17 protein-coding genes and 1 pseudogene are annotated in these 20977 nt (G+C 40.2%); 11 read left to right on the plus strand and 7 right to left on the minus strand.

All coding sequences use genetic code 11. The annotated features are described in order from the left end of the window. Positions 1–191: 191 nt before the first annotated feature. A complete protein-coding gene (locus AACX38_RS19595) occupies positions 192–1475 on the minus strand; it encodes a cytosine permease (RefSeq protein WP_228863325.1) in 1284 nt (427 codons plus the stop codon). Between the two features lie 23 nt (positions 1476–1498). After that, the gene (locus AACX38_RS19600; RefSeq protein WP_228863264.1) at positions 1499–2194 is read right to left on the minus strand and encodes a helix-turn-helix transcriptional regulator; all 696 of its coding nucleotides are present in this window, start codon (positions 2192–2194) and stop codon (positions 1499–1501) included. A 410-nt stretch (positions 2195–2604) separates the two neighbouring features. Here AACX38_RS19600 and AACX38_RS19605 point away from each other — a divergent pair, with 410 nt between their 5' ends. Together AACX38_RS19605 and AACX38_RS19610 are read left to right on the plus strand one after the other, a co-directional pair. Further along, positions 2605–3219 (plus strand): helix-turn-helix domain-containing protein, encoded by a 615-nt coding sequence (locus AACX38_RS19605; protein WP_228863265.1) that lies wholly within the window; start codon positions 2605–2607, stop codon positions 3217–3219. Beyond that, positions 3203–4060, plus strand: coding sequence for a queuosine precursor transporter (locus AACX38_RS19610; RefSeq protein WP_099121403.1), 858 nt, complete (start codon positions 3203–3205; stop codon positions 4058–4060). Before AACX38_RS19605 ends, AACX38_RS19610 begins: the two co-directional genes overlap by 17 nt. Positions 4061–4878: 818 nt before the next feature. On the opposite strand, the gene AACX38_RS19615 is transcribed toward AACX38_RS19610, so the two are convergent. Continuing rightward, the gene (locus AACX38_RS19615; protein WP_228863266.1) at positions 4879–5415 is read right to left on the minus strand and encodes a TetR/AcrR family transcriptional regulator; all 537 of its coding nucleotides are present in this window, start codon (positions 5413–5415) and stop codon (positions 4879–4881) included. Between the two features lie 251 nt (positions 5416–5666). On the opposite strand from AACX38_RS19615, the gene AACX38_RS19620 reads away from it, so the two are divergent. The 4 genes and pseudogenes from AACX38_RS19620 to AACX38_RS19635 all read left to right on the plus strand — a co-directional run bounded on the left by AACX38_RS19620 (position 5667) and on the right by AACX38_RS19635 (position 10656). Continuing rightward, on the plus strand, positions 5667–6146 hold the full coding sequence (locus AACX38_RS19620; RefSeq protein WP_228863267.1) for a nuclear transport factor 2 family protein: 480 nt from the start codon (positions 5667–5669) through the stop codon (positions 6144–6146). 361 nt (positions 6147–6507) lie between these two features. Beyond that, a pseudogene (locus AACX38_RS19625) lies at positions 6508–8109 on the plus strand (SEL1-like repeat protein); the annotation flags it as partial. Positions 8110–8139: 30 nt separating this feature from the next. Continuing rightward, entirely contained in the window at positions 8140–9468 is a 1329-nt protein-coding gene (locus tag AACX38_RS19630; protein ID WP_339385699.1) for an SEL1-like repeat protein, read from the plus strand. Between the two features lie 36 nt (positions 9469–9504). Continuing rightward, positions 9505–10656, plus strand: a complete 1152-nt coding sequence (locus tag AACX38_RS19635) for a tetratricopeptide repeat protein (protein ID WP_228863269.1) — start codon at positions 9505–9507, stop codon at positions 10654–10656. A gap of 90 nt (positions 10657–10746) precedes the next feature. Here AACX38_RS19635 and yegD read toward each other — a convergent pair whose 3' ends face one another. The 4 genes from yegD to AACX38_RS19655 form a co-directional block, all read right to left on the minus strand. Beyond that, positions 10747–12099, minus strand: coding sequence for a molecular chaperone (gene yegD / locus AACX38_RS19640; RefSeq protein WP_228863270.1), 1353 nt, complete (start codon positions 12097–12099; stop codon positions 10747–10749). A gap of 214 nt (positions 12100–12313) precedes the next feature. Next, positions 12314–13165: an S-formylglutathione hydrolase gene (gene fghA, locus AACX38_RS19645; RefSeq protein WP_228863271.1), complete on the minus strand. Its 852-nt coding sequence runs from the start codon at positions 13163–13165 to the stop codon at positions 12314–12316. Positions 13166–13206: 41 nt separating this feature from the next. Continuing rightward, positions 13207–14316, minus strand: coding sequence for an S-(hydroxymethyl)glutathione dehydrogenase/class III alcohol dehydrogenase (locus tag AACX38_RS19650; RefSeq protein WP_099111786.1), 1110 nt, complete (start codon positions 14314–14316; stop codon positions 13207–13209). Positions 14317–14494: 178 nt separating this feature from the next. Next, positions 14495–15799: an MFS transporter gene (locus AACX38_RS19655; RefSeq protein ID WP_228863272.1), complete on the minus strand. Its 1305-nt coding sequence runs from the start codon at positions 15797–15799 to the stop codon at positions 14495–14497. Positions 15800–16246: 447 nt separating this feature from the next. Between AACX38_RS19655 and AACX38_RS19660 the strand changes: the two genes are divergently transcribed. From AACX38_RS19660 to AACX38_RS19680, 5 genes are all read left to right on the plus strand, one after another. Further along, the gene (locus tag AACX38_RS19660; RefSeq protein WP_228863273.1) at positions 16247–17038 is read left to right on the plus strand and encodes a HisA/HisF-related TIM barrel protein; all 792 of its coding nucleotides are present in this window, start codon (positions 16247–16249) and stop codon (positions 17036–17038) included. A gap of 2 nt (positions 17039–17040) precedes the next feature. After that, positions 17041–18324, plus strand: coding sequence for a hypothetical protein (locus tag AACX38_RS19665; protein WP_228863274.1), 1284 nt, complete (start codon positions 17041–17043; stop codon positions 18322–18324). Positions 18325–18326: 2 nt separating this feature from the next. Continuing rightward, positions 18327–18986: an HAD family hydrolase gene (locus AACX38_RS19670; protein ID WP_228863275.1), complete on the plus strand. Its 660-nt coding sequence runs from the start codon at positions 18327–18329 to the stop codon at positions 18984–18986. Between the two features lie 201 nt (positions 18987–19187). Further along, positions 19188–20447, plus strand: coding sequence for an adenylosuccinate synthase (locus AACX38_RS19675; RefSeq protein ID WP_228863276.1), 1260 nt, complete (start codon positions 19188–19190; stop codon positions 20445–20447). A gap of 16 nt (positions 20448–20463) precedes the next feature. After that, the gene (locus tag AACX38_RS19680) at positions 20464–20898 is read left to right on the plus strand and encodes an NUDIX domain-containing protein (RefSeq protein ID WP_228863277.1); all 435 of its coding nucleotides are present in this window, start codon (positions 20464–20466) and stop codon (positions 20896–20898) included. Positions 20899–20977 lie beyond the last annotated feature (79 nt).

Here is a 20977-nt window from a genome sequence, read left to right on the forward strand (position 1 = left end):
TATCTGCGGTGCTTTCGTGTATTTAACGGGGCCAGAAGCCCAATCACGTGCCCAAAAAGGATTGTTTAGGGATGAGGCAGGAAAAATCGAAAGATAAGGATTTATAATGAAAGCAACAAACCGCGTTATTTTCAACGCGGTTTGTCAGCAGTCTGATTGCTCCCTTAGTAGGGAGCAATATCTGGGGTGAATCATGGCAAGCGTTTAAGAGCAGATTTAGTGAACCAGTAAACCCCACTTGCTATTAATAATGAATTAAGGGCGGGTATTCCCCATTCAACAGTTAACCCAATAATACTGCCAACGAGACTGGCGATAATAGCAGCCCAGCCTATAACCGGTGTTTCAGGCGGAAGTTGTCCTTTTTGTCTACTTTCATCCAATACCTTTCGATAAGAACGCAAAATATAGTAATCAACCAGCATGACTCCCAAAATTGGTGGGAAGACAACGCCGAGTACAGTAAGGAAATCCACAAATCGATCTAGAATACCCAAAATAGAAAATAGGGTTCCCAATATCCCAATTACTATTGTTGTTGGAGGATAACGTAGTTTTTTCCCGGTAATTCCTTCGACAGCAATGATAACGCCCAATGATGAAGAGTACAGATTCAGGTCATTCACTCTTAATGTTGAAAACACTACAACGAACAAACCCGCACCACCCGCGGCCTGGGACATAATGGTGACAACATCGGCTGTATTTAATGCTTTCGCGATTAAAATAGCCAGCCCATTAATAACAAACTCACCGGCAAGAATCGTCAACAGTGTGATCCCAAAAACATGTTGCCCTGATTTGGTATAACGAGTCAGATCAGGAGTCATCAAACTGGCAACAATTGCGCCACCGACAACTATGGTGATACCTGCACTGATAGATAAAGTTTCATCTGAATGAGGTAACTGCATAATTTCATACCAATTCTGGGCGGAATCACCGGGCAGTACAATGGTGGAAATATAAACAACTAACAGGATAAACATGGGGACAGCAATTCTGGCAGTGAATCGCAATGCTTTAAAACCAAAAGCGACAAGAGTCGTCAATATAGTACCGGATATGATTGCCGCTAGACTAAAGCCAAGTTTATCCCCGCAAGCGAAGTTAAGGGATTTAGCGAAAATAGCATTTTGAATGCCAAACCAGCCTAATAAACTGACGGCAATAACAAGACCGATCAACACGGAACCTATTCGTCCAAAACCGCACCACCGGGCCAATAAACTACCGGATAAGCCTTCACGCATGCCGGCAAAACCGAGGCCAAAAGTGACAATACCAAATATCAGACTGCCAATAAAAATAGCAATAAATGCATCGGTCAGTGTCATAGCGTTGCCGAGGACAGCACCTAACATAAATTGATCCAATGCGGTTAACATGCCCATATGGACGATAGCCACGCTCAGCAAAGATAAACGTTGTTGTTGTGGTACTCGGCTTAGTGGGCTGTGTTCAATTTTGACCACTACCATCGATCATTCCCTGATTTTTAGATAAATAGAACGCCTTTCTCAATTAGACGTTCAGGAATATAACTATCTAATTGTAAATGCCTGCAAAATTCCTCAAATTGCTGATTCGAGTGAACATTCGCTTTCTGATAGATGTTATATATCCGATTTTCTATTGTCTTAGGCGTGACATTGTAAATCTGAGCTATTTCCTTACTTGAACGCCTTTGCAACATCAAAAAGATGACATCCAGTTCCCCTTTGGTAAACAGGTCTGTTTCAGCCTCAGTTGTTAACACGCTGGGTTTGTGTTGATTAATATATTTCAGAGGGGAAAGACTACTGAGTGGCTTGGCATTCCAGACAATGCCAATGCATTCTTTTTCATCGTTGTACACAGGGAATTTTTCGCTGATAAAAGGGGCGAGGCTATTTTTTCCATACCAATAATGGGTTTCGATGATGGAAACCCTGTCTTTTGATTCTTCGGTTCTCCGGTCATGCTCTTTTAAATCTTGTGTAAATTGATCTTCAGACCAGTGAGCCGGAAATTCACAATCAAGTTTACCCTCTACGTCAAAATTTTCAGGTGTATTAGTGTATAGATAGGCTGCTTTATTCATATAGATATGACGGGACTCTAAATCCTTTATGCCCCAAGGATCGCTGAGATGTTCCATCATAGCGATCAACCCTTTCAAGTAGGTTTCATTATTTTTATAGAGTGAACTCATTTTTATCTCATATAGTTTACATGTGGTAAATTTTATTATGTAAATAGTAACCAATATATCTATATGTTATTCCTCATTGATCTTTAAATAGAAGTCATAATTTTGATATGGAATGGGCGAGTTTTTGATAAAAAGCATTGGCATAAGTCATATTTACTTTATTTAATATTATTTTTGTATTTTTATTATTATTTTTTAATGGTGTTAATCAAAATATAACTCGAAAAATTAATATTTTCCATAAAAAACAATTTAGTTGTATTATTAAATAATAAGGTTAGAAAGTAAATTGCTACCATTTTTTATGCTTTATAGCAAGAGTGTTCTTCACTCTTCCGAAATTTAATAAAAAATGTTTATCCTAAAAGGTCATATAAATTAGATGGTTACATATTTTCCTGGGCATTGCTATGTATAAAAAACAAAAAATGGAATACCTGAGAAAAAATTTACAGTATTTACTTGATTCTAGAGGGGAAACCCGGGTGTCACTTTGTGACCGGACGGGGCTTAATCGAACAACGATCTACAATATTTTAGATGGTCGGGTACAAAGTGTTCACTCCTCAACAATCCAAAAAGTATCTAATTTTTTTGGGATTTCTTATAGTGAGATCGAGGCGATTGATATCGCAGAAAAAGAGCGCATTGATGCAATTGTTTCTTATGAAGGGAATATGAATCCGTGTGCTGTCCCGCTGTTTATGCAATCTGAGTGTGTTACTGCCGAGTTTTATGAAAGTAAAATTGGCACACTTATTGTCGGAAGAACATTAACTTATTATTTTGGTTCTGGCCCTAATGTTGTCGCTATTTTACTTGAGAATGATTTTTCGGGTAAATATAATGCTGGTGATTTACTAATAGTCAGGAGAGGTAATTATCAGAGCGACAACCCTAAATTATGTTTCGATCCAAAACAGAAAAAGTTTCATATCAATGAGTCTTTTGTTGAGAATTCAGACGATTTTGCAGTGATTGGAGATATAATGGAAGAGCGGTTTGGGTATGGGAAAAAAATATAAATTATTGGGATTTAACAGTTACGATAATACAGCCAATGTATTGATTTTATCAACAGGAAAAGTTTTAAAAATCAATGTGAAGGAGTTAGAAAAGAGTGAAATAGCAGATGACTTAGATAGTCACGAAACGAAATCGCTCTACAGAAAAATATATTCTAGTTTTCCAAATTCACCCTCAATCTATGAAATTGAGGAGCGTAACGAAAAATCCTGGGTTGTTTATTCACTTCTCGCCCTGTTACTAACAATTTTCTATACTTTCAGTAATATAGCGGCAGCGAAACCTGTCTATATCGAATATTTTGATATTATTGTGACTCCGGGTACTTTCATTTATCCGTTCTCATTTTTAGTTATTGACTTGCTCAGTGAGTTTTACGGATTCCGGCTGGCAAGAAAAGCAATATATATGTCTCTGGTTTCTAACCTGATTATTGTCTCGTTATTAAGCATATCGACGGGTCTACCGGCCATTCCGGGCTGGGGTTTGAATGAGCAGTATAATGCTTTGATGAATCACATCTTGTCGGCGATTTTTGCTTCTTCATTGTCATTTTTAGTCTCAGAGCTGGTTAATTCGTATGTCTTGTGTAAGTTAAAAGACATGACAAATTCTCGGTTTCTGGCACTAAGGGTGTTTTTTAGTACGTTTATAGCATCAATCCTTGATAGTTTTGTTTTCTGTTTTGTTGCATTCTACGGAAAACTTCCTACCAATCAGATTATTGGAATGATGGTAGTTCAGATCTTAATTAAAATCTTCTTTGCTTTGTTTAACGTCTTTCCTGCTTATGGCTCGCGTTATTTGTTCAATCGCTGGGTTGTTAAGGCTGCACATTAATCAACCGCATGGAGAGCATTTCTCCATGCTATTTCATCGATAAAATCCTGCCTAATGTAGTATAACATCCTGCTATATCCCCTGTTTTCTATGTTGATTTTTTGTTGTCTGTGCTCCTTTATTGTCTTAATACAACTCGAAACTCATGGGGGATATTGATGAAATTGCTGATGGTTAGCCTTCAATTTAAACTTTATCGTGATTAAAAGGATACTATAAATTCCGTATATTTATACAGTAGTACTTTTCATATTCACGTTACCTATGCAATAAATTTCGTAAAATATGCTTATTTTTTTGTATTTAGTAAAAAACTCAGCAAATTAAATTTTTATTGATATAAATCAATAAGATAAATTAACGTTAATCATTTTGTATTTTTTGCTAGTTAAATAAAAACGCGAATATTGTGTAGCTAAATCAACATTTGAGCTTTTATTTGTTGATTTTGTCATGAGTCTGGTGTATTAATTTGGCTGTAAAAATATAAGTTATAATTAAGATTTTGTCAGATAACCGGGGAGTGAGTTATCACTGCCTTTTATTTAGACAAATAATTTTCATTATTTTGAATATACCTAATGGATTTCGAGTTGCATCGGGCGGTAAGGGAAAGACTCTCAGGAGCATAGTCAACTATGTGACAGGGGGAAGTGAACGAAGCCAACAAAGTAGCAGCTTGAAAGACAGAAGGTAATTAGCTTTAAACTAACCCAACACCAGGGTAATCTCTGAACGTTTTTTGTTCTTATGGTAATCGGTCTCTTGGTCAGCATCGCTGGCTAAGAGACCGAAAAACCTTCATCTGGTAACACATTCTAAATGAATCGTTTTGCTATTGTTCGATAACATTCTTCCTGGCCTGAAATCTCACCAAACTCAGCTCTTATTATCATTCCTTCTATAAATGTTATCAGTGCTTCTGCTTTGCTCTCTGCATTTCCCTGATTGGTTGAGTAAATAGATAACAATAGTGATTTTATCCATGCCTTATGTTGTTGGGATTGTTTAACGATAGCTTCATCGTGCCCTTTAAATTCAGCCAGAGCATGCATGAACAGGCACCCTTGAAAATCTTCCGTAGCAAACCATGAAAAATGCCAGTCGAGGATTGCATTAATTTTGTTTTCAACTCCCTCCGCTGAAGATGCAGCAACAGTGAGTTCCTGCTGAAATCTTTGGTGGCGTCTGAGTAACACTTCTTCAATCAGCTTATTTTTAGAACCAAAGTAACGATACATGGATGTCTTGGAAACATTTGCCTGATCTCTGATCAAGTCGACACCAACAGAGTTATAGCCAAATTGATTAAATAGCGACTCTGCAATATCTAAGATGTGTTCTTTTTTGCTCATGATGTTTCTTCTTAGTTATTCAAAAAAGTTCTAGTGATATGGTTTTTAATATGATTCTAGTCTTGCTTTATTGTGAACAGGTCTGTACATTTAATTTTAGTGTACAGATCTGTTCACATGGTATCATATTATTGGGATTTATGGCTTTCAGCTAATCTAAAAATTAAATAATCCATATTTTTGTAATGTAGTTAAGAGAGCTTATAAGGCCATTAGTTTTTCTACTACTCGCTAAATGGTACGGAGAAAATATGTCTGTGTTCGTTGAGAAAAGATTCCCTATTCCTCCATTTAATTATGAAACAGCTACACAAAAAGTCCGTATTGCTGAAGATAGCTGGAATACGCGTGATGCTGATAAAGTTGTGTTGGCATACAGCAAAGATACTAGGTGGCGAAATAGAACAGAATTCGTTAATGGCCGGGATGAAGCAAAAAAATGGCTAGTTCGAAAATGGATAAAAGAGAAAAGTTATCGGTTAATTAAAGAGTTATGGGCAGTGGAAGGAAACCGGATTGCTGTAAGGTATGCCTATGAATGGCATGATGATTCGGGTAATTGGTTTCGTTCATATGGTAATGAAAATTGGGAATTTGATGAGCATGGAATGATGATAAAACGTTTTGCAAGTATTAATGATATCCCTATAAATGAAGATGAACGTAAATTTCACTGGCCTTTGGGGCGTCGACCAGATAATTATCCGGGGCTAAGTGAATTAGGTTTGTAATTTTAATAAGTTAAAAAACTAACTTATGGTTTTGAAAAATTATAGGGCTTGTACAAAAATCTCCGTACAGGCTCACTAGCTTTGGATAGATCATAATCTGTCGATTTTCGGTTGAATTAACTTACTTGTTCATTTCAGTCTGTTTTGACTGATAATTTTCTTTTGGGTGTTACAATATTTTATTTCATTCTGGTTTTTTAAGTTATTATTTCTTCAATAGACTGTTTTTATAAAAAGATAATAAACCCCACTTTTTAACATTTATTGAAATAATCAACATTATTCCCCCATCATATAATATTTGTTAATGTGTATTCACTTTGCCCTCCTACTGAACTCCCAAAAATAAGGAATTAAAGACATGGAACGCGTTCCCTTGCTTGCTCTTTTATTCACTCTGACTGTTTCTATTTCAGCATGTAAGCCAGCAGATTCGTGTCAGGTTGATGGATCTTCTTTTCTTACTTGTCTGAGGTTAGCTGATGAAGGTGATGCAGTTGCGCAATATAAGATCGGGAAAATGTATGAAAAAGGACTAGGAGTTCCATTAGATAATCAGGAAGCAATCAGGTGGTATACCGAATCTGCTCAACAGGGAAATACTGATGCTCAGGCGGATCTTCATGAGCGCTATAAGGTAGAGGCTGAAAAATACAAAATTGCTGCGGATCAGGGGGATATCGAGGCACAAAATACTCTTGCTGGTCTCTACCATAAAGGATGGGGAGTAGAGCAGGATTATAAAGAGTCTTTCAAATTGTATCTCGCTGGTGCTAATCAGGGGAATGTTTATGCTCAGTATTTTGTAGGGTATTACTATAAGGAAGGATTAGGCGTCGAGCAGGATTATCAGGAAGCGTTCACATGGTATGAGAAATCGGCTGAACAGGGAGATCCCGATGCACAAGTGGACATAGGGTATCTTTATGAGAAAGGGCTTGGTGTACAGCAGGACTATCAGGAAGCAGTAAGGTGGTATCTCCAGTCGGCTGAGCAGGAACACGCTTTTGGGCAGGTCAGTCTTGGCAATCTTTATAATCAGGGACTGGGAGTTGAGCAGAACTATCAGGAGGCCGCCAAATGGTATCTCTCCGCAGCTGAGCAGGGCAGTGTTGATGCTCTGAATCATCTGGGGTATTTCTCCTTTAAAGGAATGGGTGTTTCTCAGGATTATAAAGAAGCAATGAAGTGGTTCAGTCAGGCTGCTGAACAGGAGAATGCCTATTCACAGTATTTTATTGGCTACTTATATAAAGAAGGGCTAGGAGTAGAACAAAACTATCCGGAATCGGTTAAGTGGTACCTCAAAGCCGCTGAGCAAGGGGATGTCGATGCACAGTTTGATCTTGGTAATCTTTATCGGGATGGATTGGGCGTAGAAAAAGATCATCAGCAGGCTATGAAATGGTATCAGGCAGCGGCTGATCAGGGAAATGCCTATGCACAGGTCGAGCTAGGTGATTTCTACTAGGATGGGTTGGGTACAGAGCAAGATTATCAGCAGGCGCTGAAATGGTATCAGGCAGCGGCTGAGCAGGGAAATGCCTATGCACAGGCTGAACTGGGTGATTTCTACAAGGATGGATTGGGTACAGAGCAAGATTATCAGCAGGCGATGAAATGGTACCGCGCCTCCGCTGAACAGAAAAGCCACTATGCGCAGTATTATATGGGGGAGTTTTATTACTACGGATTCGGCGTTAAGAAGGATTATCAGGAAGCACTCAAATGGTATAAACAATCAGCTGAGCAGGGTGATCCTGATGCAATGTTTAGTATCGGATATCTCTATGATAAGGGGCTGGGAGTAGAACAGAACTATAAGGAAGCCGCCAAATGGTATACCGAGGCCGCTGAACTGGGGCATACGAAGAGTCAGGATAATCTTGGCGATTTTTATAGACGAGGTTTTGGTGTAGAACAGAATTATCAGGAAGCGATTAAATGGTATCTGCCGGCCGCAGAAAAAGGTAATACCAATGCGCGGGATAATATCGGGTATTTATATTTTAAGGGGAAAGGAGCCCCTCAGGATTATAAAGAAGCCGCGAAATGGTTCAGTCAGGCTGCGGAGCAGGGAAGTGCCTACTCACAATATTTTATTGCCTATTTATATAAAGAAGGCTTGGGGGTAGAACAAGACTATCCGAAAGCTGCTAAATGGTATCTTAAATCAGCCGAACAGGGAGATGTTGATGCGCAGTCTGATCTTGGCAGTCTTTATCGGGATGGATTAGGAGTAGAAAAAGATTATCAACAGGCAATGAAATGGTATCGGGCAGCGGCTGAACAGGGAAATTCCTATGCTCAGTATTATGTGGCTGATTTCTATTTTGATGGTTCCGGTGTAGAACAGGATTATCAGGAAGCGCGTAAACAGTACTTGAGAGCTGCTGAGTTGGGAAGTACTGATGCGCAAGTTAGCATCGGATATCTTTATGAGAAAGGATTTGGCGTAGAGCGGGACTATCAGGAAGCCGCCAAATGGTATGCCGAGGCGGCTGAACAAGGAAATTCGGTTGGTCAGACTAACCTTGGCTTGCTTTATGAAGAAGGATTAGGTGTCGGAAAAAACTATCAGAAGGCAGCCAAATGGTATTTTCTTGCTGTTGAACAACAGTACGCCAGAGCCCAGTTCAATCTGGGGACTTTATATCTGAAGGGGCTGGGGTTTACACAAGATTTTGAAGAGTCAGCCAAATGGTTTACTAAAGCGGCTGAGCAGGGTTATTCAGACGCTCAGTTTAATCTTGGTTATCTGTATAAATATGGGCTAGGTGTACCACAAAACTATACCAAATCAGCTAAATGGTATATGAAAGCGGCTAAACAAGGGGATGTCGATGCACAGTATATACTGGGGGAATATTACGCATCGGGATTAGGAGGGCATCAAGATTATGAAGAGTCGGCTAAATGGTATCTTAAAGCGGCTGAACAAGGGGATGTTGATGCGCAGGTTAATATTGGCTATTTCTACATGGATGGTTTCGGCGTTCAAAAAAATAGCAAGACTGCAATGGAATGGTTATTGAAAGCAGCTGAGAAAAACTCCGCATTGGCAGCAAATAATATTGGTGCACTTTACTTGGGTGGTAATGGGATAAAAAAAGACGCTAAAAAAGCGCTAGAGTGGCTTATCAAAGCGGCTGAACAAGGTGATGCTACCGCACAATTAAATCTGGGACGCATTTATGAACAGGGCCAAATTGTGCAGCATGATGATGAAAAAGCACTTTTTTGGTATCAAAAAGCGCAGGAAAACGGAGCGGCGGGTGTCGGGAAGAAAGTGGAAATATTAATGAAAAAACTCAGGAAATAACGAAGCTCTCCACAATAATCAATCAGGAACAACAACATGGAACGATTACTCTGTATCAGCTTTTTTCTGGTTTTCAGCGTATTAACCACAGCATGTAAACCCCAGGATCCCTGCCAGATAGAAGAAGGGGCTTTTTCAGCCTGCTTACGATTAGCGAACGATGGTAATACGCAAGCGCAATTTAAAACCGGGCGATTGTATGAAAAAGGATTAGATGTCCAGCAGGATTATAAAGAAGCTGCTAAATGGTATAGAAAGGCTGCTAATCAAGGAGATGCAGGGGCACAATATTATCTGGCTTCTCTTTATCATAAGGGACTCGGAGTAACACAGGACTCCAAAGAAGCAGCTATATGGTTTCTCAAAGCGGCTAAACAAGGAAATTATGATGCTCAGTCAAATATTGTCGGTCTTTACCTTGAGGAATTAGATGTCGGGCTGGATGACAGCGATATATACAAATGGAATATTCGCTCTGCTGAACGGGGAAAGGCGATTGCGCAGGCTAACTTAGGATATATGTACTTTAATGGATTAGGTGTGCCACAAGATTATGATGATGCTATTAGCTGGTACGTTAAAGCCGCAGAAAAGGGAGATCTGTATGCTCAAAAGATGCTTGGACATATTTATACTGAAGGATATAACGGGCAGAGCAACTATTCCAACTCAGCAAAATGGTATGCTGAAGCTGCTAAACAGGGCGATGCCGAATCACAAGTAAAATTGGGCGATTATTACCGAACCGGTTCTGGCGTGTCTCAGAATTATAAATTAGCGTACAAATGGTATGAAAAAGCAGCCAAACAGAAAGATGCTAACGCCCAGAATGCGCTGGGTTATTTATATATGGAAGGGCTGGGAGTAGAGAAAAGTGGCTGGATAGCAATGGGATGGTTTTCAAAAGCATTTCTGCAAAAGAACCTTCAGGCTTCAGAAAATATTGGTCATCTTTACTGGACCGGCAATTGGATAGGAAAAGATCACAATAAGGCCATGGGATGGTATCTGAATGCTGAAGAGTCTCTGTCGGCTTTAGCTCAGCGAAATCTGGGGATAATTTATGAATTGGGTGAGGTTGTCCCGAAAGATGAGAAAAAAGCACTTGAATGGTATCAGAAAGCGTTTGATAACGGATTTATCGATTTAGATACCAAAATTCAGGATATGAAAGATAAACTCAAATAAAATTGTTGATCCTGTATACAAATTTATAAATTCCCCCGTCATATTGAGCGGGGGAATTCAAAACAGTGAAGTATTAACTTGCTCGTAATATCAAGAAAAACAAACTTTCGCCCAGCGTGCCAGACCTGTCGTCACAGACCCAAAGTAGTTACCACTGACCAGAGGCACTTCCGGTAATACCTGCTCAACCGCCTGACGCAGAATAGGAGAGCTGGCTGAACCACCGGTCATAAAAATGACGTCCGGTTGGATGCCACCTTGAGTAACTGCCTCGCTGACCAGTCTGGTCATTTTATCTTTCGTAGATTCGATAGCAGTTATCATTTGATCGCGCTGAATATCGACTTCAATAATTTCTGATAATAAATTTAACTGAGCACGGTATTCACTGTTATTTGACAGTGCAATTTTCGCTTCTTCAGCACTGCGTACCAGACTGTAGCCCAGTGTTTCGTGGTGAACTTTCAGTAACCGTGCCAGTTTTTCCGGCTCTTGTGCATCTCGGTGTAAAGATTTTAATGCGGTTAAGTTCTGGCGAGAATAAAACTCTTTTTGTGCCTGCACATCATTGATGGCAATCGGGTTCCAGAACTGGGTGAGGGGCATCTCAATACCTGATGCAAATTTACTGCCTAAGCCAAAAGGGTGCATCAGTTGTTTAAACGTCAGATTGATATCCAGATCGTTACCACCAACACGTTGACCGGTGTGCGCCAGTAAACTGTCACTACGTTCAGATTTACCACACCAGTCCGGCCCCATCTGAATGAGCGAACAGTCTGTTGTTCCGCCGCCAATATCAACGACTAAAACGACTTTATTTGCAGTCAGGGTGGATTCATATTCCAGCCCCGCCGCGACAGGCTCAAACTGGAATTCTATATTGCGAAAGCCTGCCCGTTTCGCTGCCTGTAACAAAATCAACTCGGCCTGCTGGTTCGATTTTTCACCACCACGTCCGTGAAAGTTAACCGGCCGGCCAATAACGACTTCTTCAACACATTGCTGGGTTTTGTTTTCTACCTGCTGCTTGATGTTGGACATCATGGCGCAAACCAAATCTTCGAAAAAGCTGATTTGCACTTCTCTTAGCCCCATGGCACCGAGGAAAGATTTTGGTGATTTGACGTAATAAATATCCTGAGGGTCTTCCAGATATCGTGCCAGTGCAGCCTGACCGAATACGATATCTTCAGGTAAAAGTTCGATACCTTCCTCACGATTTGCCGTAATTGCGCTGCGGAGTAACTGCTCACCGACTGGAGAACCCGGAGTAATATTTCTGTGGCGAAACAAGTGCTCAGAAACTGATTCTCGGGTTGGTGCTGCCAGTGCAGAAGGCATATAAAAATTGTCATTTTCAATAGCGATCAGCTGTGGCGTATTTCCGAACATTTCTGCTACTGCGCAATTTGATGTGCCATAGTCAAAACCGATGAACATAGGTTTCCTCGTCTTCAATTGTCGAAAAATCGTAAAAAGGGCGCAGATGCTATCGCAAATTAAATTCAAAGGCGAGTGACTTCGATAAGATTATCTGGATGGTTTTGTCAGGCTGGTTTCCAGTAAGCTGAAATATGTGCTGGAAACCAGTTTATTATCAGAAAGGCGGTGGGTATTTACCGCTTTCAGGAAAGGTAGATTATGGCGTTAAAGTTTATTGCCTTTCAGCCCGTCTTTGCATTGCTCTGGCATGATAGGCGATATGCTCCTCAATAAAGCTGGCAATGAAATAGTAGTTGTGATCATAACCCTGACGAAAGTTGATTGTTATCGGGTAATTTTCTTCATTACAGGCATTCAGTAATAAGTCGGGGCGCAACTCGCGGTTCAGAAAATCGTCACCCGTTCCTTGCTCAATTAAAAGTGGTAATTGTTCTTTTACTTCACCATTTTTAATTAATTCTACCGTATCATATTGTTTCCATAGCGATCGGTCTTCGCCCAGATAAGCAGAAAACGCTTTTTCTCCCCACGGAACCTGACTCGGGGCTACAATTGGTGCAAATGCCGACACACTGCAATAACGTTCCGGGTTTTTCAACGCAATAACCAACGCACCATGTCCACCCATAGAGTGCCCACTAATGGCCCGTATATCGTTAACATTAAACTGCTTCTCAATTAACTCAGGTAACTCTGAAACAATGTAATCATACATCTGATAATGCGCTGCCCAGGGCTGTTTCAGTGCGTTGAGATAGAACCCGGCCCCTTTTCCAAGATCGTAGGCGGGATCGTCAGGAATATCATCGCCTCGCGGACTGGTATCCGGAACAACAATAACGATGCCATGTTCTGAGGCGTAACGCTGAGCACCGGCTTTGGTAATGAAATTCTGCTCAGTACAGGCTAATCCGGAGAGCCAGTACAATACCGGTAATTTCTTGTCTTTTATCTGAGGCGGCAGAAAAACTGCAAACTTCATCTGACAATTCAGAGTACTGGATTCATGTTGGTAGACATCCTGCCACCCGCCAAAGGATGCGCGATGTTCAATTCTTTCCATTACTTTTCTCTCTAAAACGGTAGAATGTGGAGACTGTGCAATTAGTAGTGAATTACCGTCCGGATAGATTTACCTTCATGCATCAGCTCAAAGGCTTCATTAATATCTTCCAGTGGCATTTTATGTGTCACGAAAGGTTCCAACTCAATTTCACCCTTCATTGCATCTTCAACCATTCCCGGTAGCTGGCTGCGCCCTTTGACACCGCCAAAGGCTGTTCCTTTCCATGTCCGACCGGTAACAAGCTGGAATGGACGAGTAGAAATCTCCTGTCCGGCACCTGCAACACCGATAATGACTGACTGACCCCAGCCACGATGAGCACTTTCAAGCGCTGCACGCATGACATTGACGTTACCAATACATTCGAAAGTATGGTCAACTCCCCATTTCGTCATATCCAGAATAACCTGCTGAATAGGTTTGTCATGATCGTTGGGATTGATGCAATCTGTAGCACCAAATTGTCTGGCTAATTCAAACTTAGTCGGGTTGGTATCAATAGCGATAATACGGCCTGCTTTAGCCTGACGAGCTCCCTGAAGGACGGCAAGCCCGATACCACCCAGCCCGAAAACAGCCACAGAATCTCCCGGTTGAACTTTAGCCGTATTATGTACAGCACCGATACCAGTCGTTACGCCACAACCTAATAGGCAAACATGTTCATGATTTGCTTCCGGGTTGATTTTTGCCAGTGAAACCTCGGCTACAACGGTATATTCGCTGAATGTGGAACATCCCATATAGTGATAAACAGGTTGTCCGTTGTAGGAAAAGCGGGTTGTTCCATCAGGCATCAGACCTTTTCCCTGAGTATCGCGAACTGCAATACAGAGGTTAGTTTTACCGGACTGGCAAAAATCACATTGACCACATTCAGCTGTATACAATGGAATGACATGATCGCCGGGTTTAACACTGGTAACGCCTTCACCAACTTCAATAACGACTCCAGCACCTTCGTGTCCGAGCACAACAGGGAATAAACCTTCGGGATCATCACCTGAAAGCGTAAAAGCATCAGTATGGCAAACACCGGTATGACTAACTTTGATCAGTACTTCACCGGCTTTCGGCGGTGCTACATCAATTTCAACAATTTCGAGTGGTCTGTTTGGCCCAAAGGCAACGGCAGCACGTGATTTCATAACATCCCTCTTTTTGATGAGATAAAAAAGTAAAGGTGAGATTGTGTGCATATGGCTATGACGCACACAGAAAAAGTTGTATCGCAAATTTGCTCATCAATTGATTGCGCCTGATGAAAATTATGAACGATATTGCATTCAGTTTACCTGATTGTGAGTGATAATCATCATGTACTGTTTAATCGCTTTGTTGCGATAAACCCCAGCGCAAACGGAGCACTGAAATAAAACTGAGGCTCAAGAGCATGAGCATAAATATCATACCCGAATGTATTGTTTCGAAATAAGTGGTGATCCACTGGAAACATAATGCTCCTAATGCCAGTCCACCAAAAAATGCAGAGGATACTCTTCCTGATGCTATGGGAATATCTCCAAAACATTCGTGCTGTATGAGCATAGCCATAGCCAGAGCGTTGGTTGCTACAAGGGTACAGCCAATTCCTATCACTCCGACATAAATTAACCAGAGATTTTGATGGGTTGCATTGAACGTTGCAATTAAGGCCAGGAATGCAAATATAAATAGTAATGCCAATAAATCAGATTCCTGCTTGAATCTATTTGCCAGAGGTGTCAGAAATAAACGGGAACACCAGCCGATTAATCCAAATAACGTGATAAGAAATGCTGCCTGTTCCAAAGACATCCCCAGTTGAACAGCAAAGATTGGGACTTGAGTAATAAAAGCGGATAAGACAACACCAACACAGCCCTGCATTAACATCAGCATACTTATCATATTTAACTGTGCTGAATTCCGGTGTTTTATTGAGGTTCTGGGTTTTGTTGGATAAATAGTTATTTTAGAAGACCAATTATGAACATAGACTAAAAGTGCCATCAATAAACATAATGGAATTATTGAACCTAATGCCGCTTTCCAACCCGATTGTGTAGCAATCAATGGTAAAACTGACCCTGCTGCTAGTGCGGCTATTTGAACACCGGATTGCTTCAATCCCACCATGAATGATTTGTTTTCTGGAGCAACCTGAGATGCAATCGCTTGGTTAGTCATTGGATTTGATAACGCTTGTGCAATGCCGCAAATCGCTATTGCTAACATCATTAACCAAGGATGGTTTGCCAGAATTAATACTGTAAATGCCCCTCCAGTAGATAGAAATAAGATAATTCCCGCCCAGCGAACGCCCCACTTTTTCACCCATTGCCCGGCAAATAAAGATAAAATGGCTGCCACACCAAATGCTGCCAGTGTAAATCCTCCCAAGAGTTCACGATCAATTATTCCTTCTCTTAGAATAAAAGGTGCTAGCGCTCCACACGCGTAAAGAATTAGCATAGGTAGTGCCATCGCTAGTATTAGAATAATTCCCAGAGATAGTTTCTCTTTTTTATTATTTCCTTCCATTTTTCTCACCATGGTTTTCCTCATAAAAATAATTATTTTTAATAAATGTATCTTTATAATTGATATGGTTTTAACTAATTTATAGTAAATATAGCCTTCGTATTTCAAGTTTATTCTTTGTTAGCTCTGTTCATCCCTTTGGTTACTATGGTTATAAATAGGGAGTTATCTATGCTGAATGGATTCGTTTTTTTCCCGTTCAACGTAATCTGAAATCCATTGAATATACCATGTTAAGAATTTTATTCTGATAACAAGATAATGACTGGATAGAGTGAGTGTTTATTTTTGTTTGTTGGGTTTTATTTCTGTCTTTATTTTATTTGTTTGCTATAAAAAAATAAAAATGCGTAACAAAATAACTTTATTGAAAAGTCATTTCTTTTTCTTATTATGATTTTTTGAAATGGTTAACCGAAATTATTAATATAAACTAATGTGAATGTCATTGGTTATTCAGGATGAACGTTGTTTATTCAGCAATGAGTAGTAATCACATTAATGATTTTTGTTATTAAGCTCCGGAAATATATTTGTAATAAATCAGGTGGGTAAATGATAGGTACGAAAACGTTCGAGGTATTCCCTTCTGTTGATATTGTCGATGGAATAGCGATGACATCAAATTCTGCAATTCGTCTAACTCGTGGTGAAAGTGCAACATTACGGCGGCCTTTAGGTACTCCGGCAGAAGTCGCGTTGGCCTGGCAAAATGCTGGAGCAAAATGGATACATGTAGTTGATCTTGATGCTGCGTCAGGCCGGGGTTCAAACAGTCATTTGATTGCCGATGTTATCGAGGCGGTCGATATTAATGTACAAGTCTGTGGCGGTATCAGAAATGAAGAGATCTTGAGCCGGGTATTGGCAACCGGATGCCAGCGGGTAAATTTAGGAACCGCCGTATTAGAAAATCCGGACTGGTGTGCCAGAGCTATTGGTGAATATGGCGATAAGATTGCTATTGCGTTGGATGTAAGGAGTACGCCGGAAGGTTATCAACTGGCAACTCATGGGTGGAATGTCAACAACGGCAAGCTTTGGGATATTCTTGAAGATCTGGAAAGGCAGGGATGCCAGCGTTATGTTGTCACTGATGTTGAACGGGGCGGCATGATGAGTTCCCCCAATTTTACCCTGCTGAGTGAAGTATGCGCAAAAACCTCATCGCCGGTCATTGCTGGTGGTGGCGTCTCAAGCATAGATGACCTGCGTGTTTTAGCCGATATGTATGATCAGGGTGTTGAAGGTGCCATTCTTGGTCAGGCGTTACATATCGGTAAAGTGCCACTTGAAGAAGCAATTGCCGCAACCCGAACACCAAAAGCGCAAGCTCAGAGAGGTTAAATATGGCTGAGTTTCTTTCACCTTCTTCAGTTATTCCATCAATTTTAGACCTGCATGCTGTTGGTTTATTAGGTGATTTACGCGGTGTCTCCGGAACAAGTCACTTGATGAAAGAAGTTATGGAGCTTCCGGGAGTAGTCGCGAAGAAACAGTATTTTCTCAGTTCCCGAGGTTTTGCTTATTACGAACCCAAAACCTGTGATGAGTTATTGGCAACAGTAAAATATTATGTAGACATCATCATTAAATTGCAGTGCACAGATAAACAATGCGCAGTGCCTTCAAAATATATATTGGCTGATCATTGTCTGGTGAAACTGTTACGTATTATCGACAGTTTATTAGGTGCTCCACAGATTACTAATGAAGACATTGTACCTTTTATTGATGGGGTAAAGGCGTGTGCTGAAATTATCTGTTCAACACTGATGGGAAGAAAATCCGGTTTTTCTCCTTCCTTACTTCAAAACTTGAAACTTCCGGCTGGTACTGGGCATCAGGTTCCAAGAACATATATCGAGGGAGATAATCACCTGTTAACACTGGCTGCTGCGCAAATAGATGTATGTCCTAACTCTTCCGTTATCGGGGTTATGTTAGGCGGTGCAGCGACAGCGGCAGTCACTGCCGCAGCATGGAATAGTGAACTCAATTTAGTGAAAGTTTCCCGCTATGATGATGCATGTAGCAATAATCATAATATCTGGGGACGTAACATTCCATCCGGGCATTCTATTTCGATTATTGATGATAATTGTGGAACCGGGGATACATTACGACAGGTCAGGGATCTGGTTATAACTCAGACAGGAATAAAACCAAAGTTACGGGCTACTGAATTACATTGGGAAAAACTCTTGCGTACCCGTGTGTATGGATATTCTGATCGTGTATTCAGCCCTGAATTTTTAGATGTACTGACTCCTTGGTGTTTCAGGCATCATAAGATGCTGAATCATTTAGTGAATCAGCTCTCAGCTGATGAAGGTAAACATGTCCATACGGTTCATTCCCATACAACTCATTCCCATACAACTACAGCGGATTGGGTCAGCTATTCATACAGTTTATTGTCGGTTTTGTATGACACTCTGGAAGATTCTACCTGGGCACCTGAATTACTGGGTTTTTTAGCGACTCTGGTATCTCGCCAAAAAATGGATTGTAACCAACCCATTGATGCATTTAGAGATATTGCGCAGCAATGCCCTGAATGTTTATCCCGTAACCGTGAGTTTGGAGCAAATCGTTCGGAACAGGCAAATACAGCTAAGGAAGTTAATTGATTATGGCAACAGCACATATTATCTGGGACTGGAATGGCACACTACTGAATGATGTTAGTGTTTCAGTCAGCGCAACAAATTTAGCACTTGCAGAAATTGGTATTGAACCACTGACGCTGGAACAATATCGGGAATATTATTGTGTGCCGGTGCAGATTTTCTATAAACAGGTTATTGGACGCGAACCATCCTCTGCTGAATGGTCAATCATAGGAAAAACATTTAATACCCACTATCGGCCCGGTATACAAAAAGCAAATTTAGCAGCAGGAGTGACTGATCTGCTTGCTGCCCGCTATCAGTCAGGTGCGACCCAATCATTATGTTCACTGATGCAGCATGAAGAATTAGTTCCGATGATTAATAACCACGGTATAACTAAATTTTTTACCCACGTTGATGGCAGAAATACGCCGCTATTGACTACCGGAAAGTCGGAACAATTAGCTAACCATATTAAAAAGATCAATATCGCTCCTGAAAAGAGCGTTGTGATTGGTGACGCAACCGATGATGCCATTGCAGCATTAGCCGCAGGTACTCATGCCATTCTTTACACTGGTGGAACGCATAGTCGTTTAAGCCTTGAAGCTGCGGGTGTACCTGTTGTTGATACATTAAATGAGGCTTTATTAATGGCTGATTACTTAGTCAGTAAATAAGAAAATATTAATCCACTGAAATAAATTATTTTTATCATCACTATCATTTTAAAAGATGTATTCTTTATTATGTTTTTAAATAACGCTGTTAATATTATGTATAAATAGCGGAATAATATAAATAATTAAAGTTGTATTTTTATTAAAATATAAAAGAAAACACCATTTAAAAAACTATTTATAAATGGGAGATTCGCACGTATGTTAATATCTGTGGTTGGGCTTCAATTTGGAGATGAAGGAAAAGGTAAATTTGTTGATTACTTATCTGGTGGTGTGAATAACATCGCCAGATTTAACGGGGGAGCAAATGCAGGCCATTGTGTACAATATGGAAATGTGAGAGGGTCTTTTTCTCAATTACCGGCATCACTTAATAAAAGGAATCTCTATATTTGTCAGGGTGCATTAATTAGTCTTCCGGTGCTTGTGAAAGAAATTGATTTTATAAAAAGAGAAAATATTAACTCCAGCATCTCAATTGATCCCCGATGCCATATTGTATTGCCATTACATGCAGAACTAAATAAAGCATCTGAAAAATATAAAGGTAAGAATAAAATAGGATCTGTAGGAGTGGGTGTTGGTGCCTGTGTTGAAGATAAATCGAACCGGCATGGCATTCGGCTTATTGATACTCTGGATAAAGAAAAACTCAGAAGTAAATTAGAATTTCTTTGGGGCATCAGGGAAAAACAAATCAACCACGTTTTTAATGATAATTCGACTTTAGATTTTGAGGGAATGTTAGAAATAACGCATCAATATGGAAAAAAGATCGAGCCTTATTTCACATTTACTAATGAAGCCATCCGTGACTTATTGAGTGCCGGAGAAGATATCTTACTTGAAACATCACAAGCCACTTTTTTGGATAACAGTTTTGGTACGTACCCTTATACTGTAGCGTATCAGACTCTGGTTCAAACCTGTTTTGCCATGATTGGTATACCAGCACAGAAAATGCATATTGTCGGTGTGATGAAGGCCTATATGATCCGGGTCGGTAATGGCCCGTTCCCGACAGAATTACAGGCTGAGCGGGCTGATTATATCCGGGAACGTGGAAACGAGTATGGTACTGTTTCCAAAAGGCCAAGGCGCTGTGGCTGGCTGGATCTATGCTTGATCAAGCATGCGGTAAAACTTAACGGGGTAACAGAACTGGCAATAACTAATACTGATGTTTTAGCCGGGTTGGAGGAAATAAAGGTAGCTATTGCATATGAAATTGATAATGAACAGGTTTGCTGTGATAACGCCTTATTGCAGCTTGAGAAAGTTAAACCTGTTTATAAAGTTTTTAAAGGTTGGGGAGAGCTGAATGCATCGTATACTCAATTTACAGAGTTGCCTGCTGAACTAATTGATTTTCTCAATTTTATTCAGGATTATGCTGGAGTTCCAATTAAATATATTTCACATGGTCCTGATAGAGAACAAACATTAATAGTGCAGTAATGAGGAAAGGAAGATAATGATTCACTATGTGACTGGTTTTATGTTTTCTGAAGATAAGAAGCATGTTGCTCTTATTTCTAAATTACAACCCAGCTGGCAGAAAGGGCAACTCAATGGTATTGGCGGAAAAATAGAAACAGGTGAAACGCCTCAACAGGCAATGGCAAGGGAATTCGCGGAGGAAGCAGGAATTAATACTCAGCCTGAAGAATGGAAATTATTTACTGTGCTAACTCGTCCTGATGCTTATCAGGTGAACTTTCTCTATACGTATGATGACAGAATTTATTCTGCAAAATCTGTTGAAAAAGAAATTGTTAATATTTATGAAGCACAATCATTACCTGATAATATTATCTACAATTTACGCTGGCTAATTCCAATGGCTCTTGATGAACATTTACGCTTTGACAGGCCTATTGAGATTATAGAAATGAGGGAAAACTCATAACTTGTCTCTGTAAATTTTCTATTCTAATATTGCTCGCTTTACAGCGAGCACCTTTTATTATTTATAAGAGCATGTGCTT

This window comes from Xenorhabdus sp. PB30.3, from assembly GCF_963895965.1.
In the GTDB taxonomy this organism is placed as follows: Bacteria; Pseudomonadota; Gammaproteobacteria; order Enterobacterales; family Enterobacteriaceae; genus Xenorhabdus; species Xenorhabdus stockiae.

What these genes read in the sequence shown, in the direction of transcription:
- AACX38_RS19650 (WP_099111786.1), bottom strand. Translation starts at nt 14,316, where the DNA reads ATGAAATCACGTGCTGCCGTTGCCTTTGGGCCAAACAGACCACTCGAA.
- AACX38_RS19635 (WP_228863269.1), top strand. Translation starts at nt 9,505, where the DNA reads ATGGAACGATTACTCTGTATCAGCTTTTTTCTGGTTTTCAGCGTATTA.
- AACX38_RS19665 (WP_228863274.1), top strand. Translation starts at nt 17,041, where the DNA reads ATGGCTGAGTTTCTTTCACCTTCTTCAGTTATTCCATCAATTTTAGAC.
- AACX38_RS19660 (WP_228863273.1), top strand. Translation starts at nt 16,247, where the DNA reads ATGATAGGTACGAAAACGTTCGAGGTATTCCCTTCTGTTGATATTGTC.
- AACX38_RS19615 (WP_228863266.1), bottom strand. Translation starts at nt 5,415, where the DNA reads ATGAGCAAAAAAGAACACATCTTAGATATTGCAGAGTCGCTATTTAAT.
- AACX38_RS19610 (WP_099121403.1), top strand. Translation starts at nt 3,203, where the DNA reads ATGGGAAAAAAATATAAATTATTGGGATTTAACAGTTACGATAATACA.
- AACX38_RS19605 (WP_228863265.1), top strand. Translation starts at nt 2,605, where the DNA reads ATGTATAAAAAACAAAAAATGGAATACCTGAGAAAAAATTTACAGTAT.
- AACX38_RS19620 (WP_228863267.1), top strand. Translation starts at nt 5,667, where the DNA reads ATGTCTGTGTTCGTTGAGAAAAGATTCCCTATTCCTCCATTTAATTAT.
- AACX38_RS19675 (WP_228863276.1), top strand. Translation starts at nt 19,188, where the DNA reads ATGTTAATATCTGTGGTTGGGCTTCAATTTGGAGATGAAGGAAAAGGT.
- AACX38_RS19600 (WP_228863264.1), bottom strand. Translation starts at nt 2,194, where the DNA reads ATGAGTTCACTCTATAAAAATAATGAAACCTACTTGAAAGGGTTGATC.
- yegD (WP_228863270.1), bottom strand. Translation starts at nt 12,099, where the DNA reads ATGTTCATCGGTTTTGACTATGGCACATCAAATTGCGCAGTAGCAGAA.
- fghA (WP_228863271.1), bottom strand. Translation starts at nt 13,165, where the DNA reads ATGGAAAGAATTGAACATCGCGCATCCTTTGGCGGGTGGCAGGATGTC.
- AACX38_RS19670 (WP_228863275.1), top strand. Translation starts at nt 18,327, where the DNA reads ATGGCAACAGCACATATTATCTGGGACTGGAATGGCACACTACTGAAT.
- AACX38_RS19680 (WP_228863277.1), top strand. Translation starts at nt 20,464, where the DNA reads ATGATTCACTATGTGACTGGTTTTATGTTTTCTGAAGATAAGAAGCAT.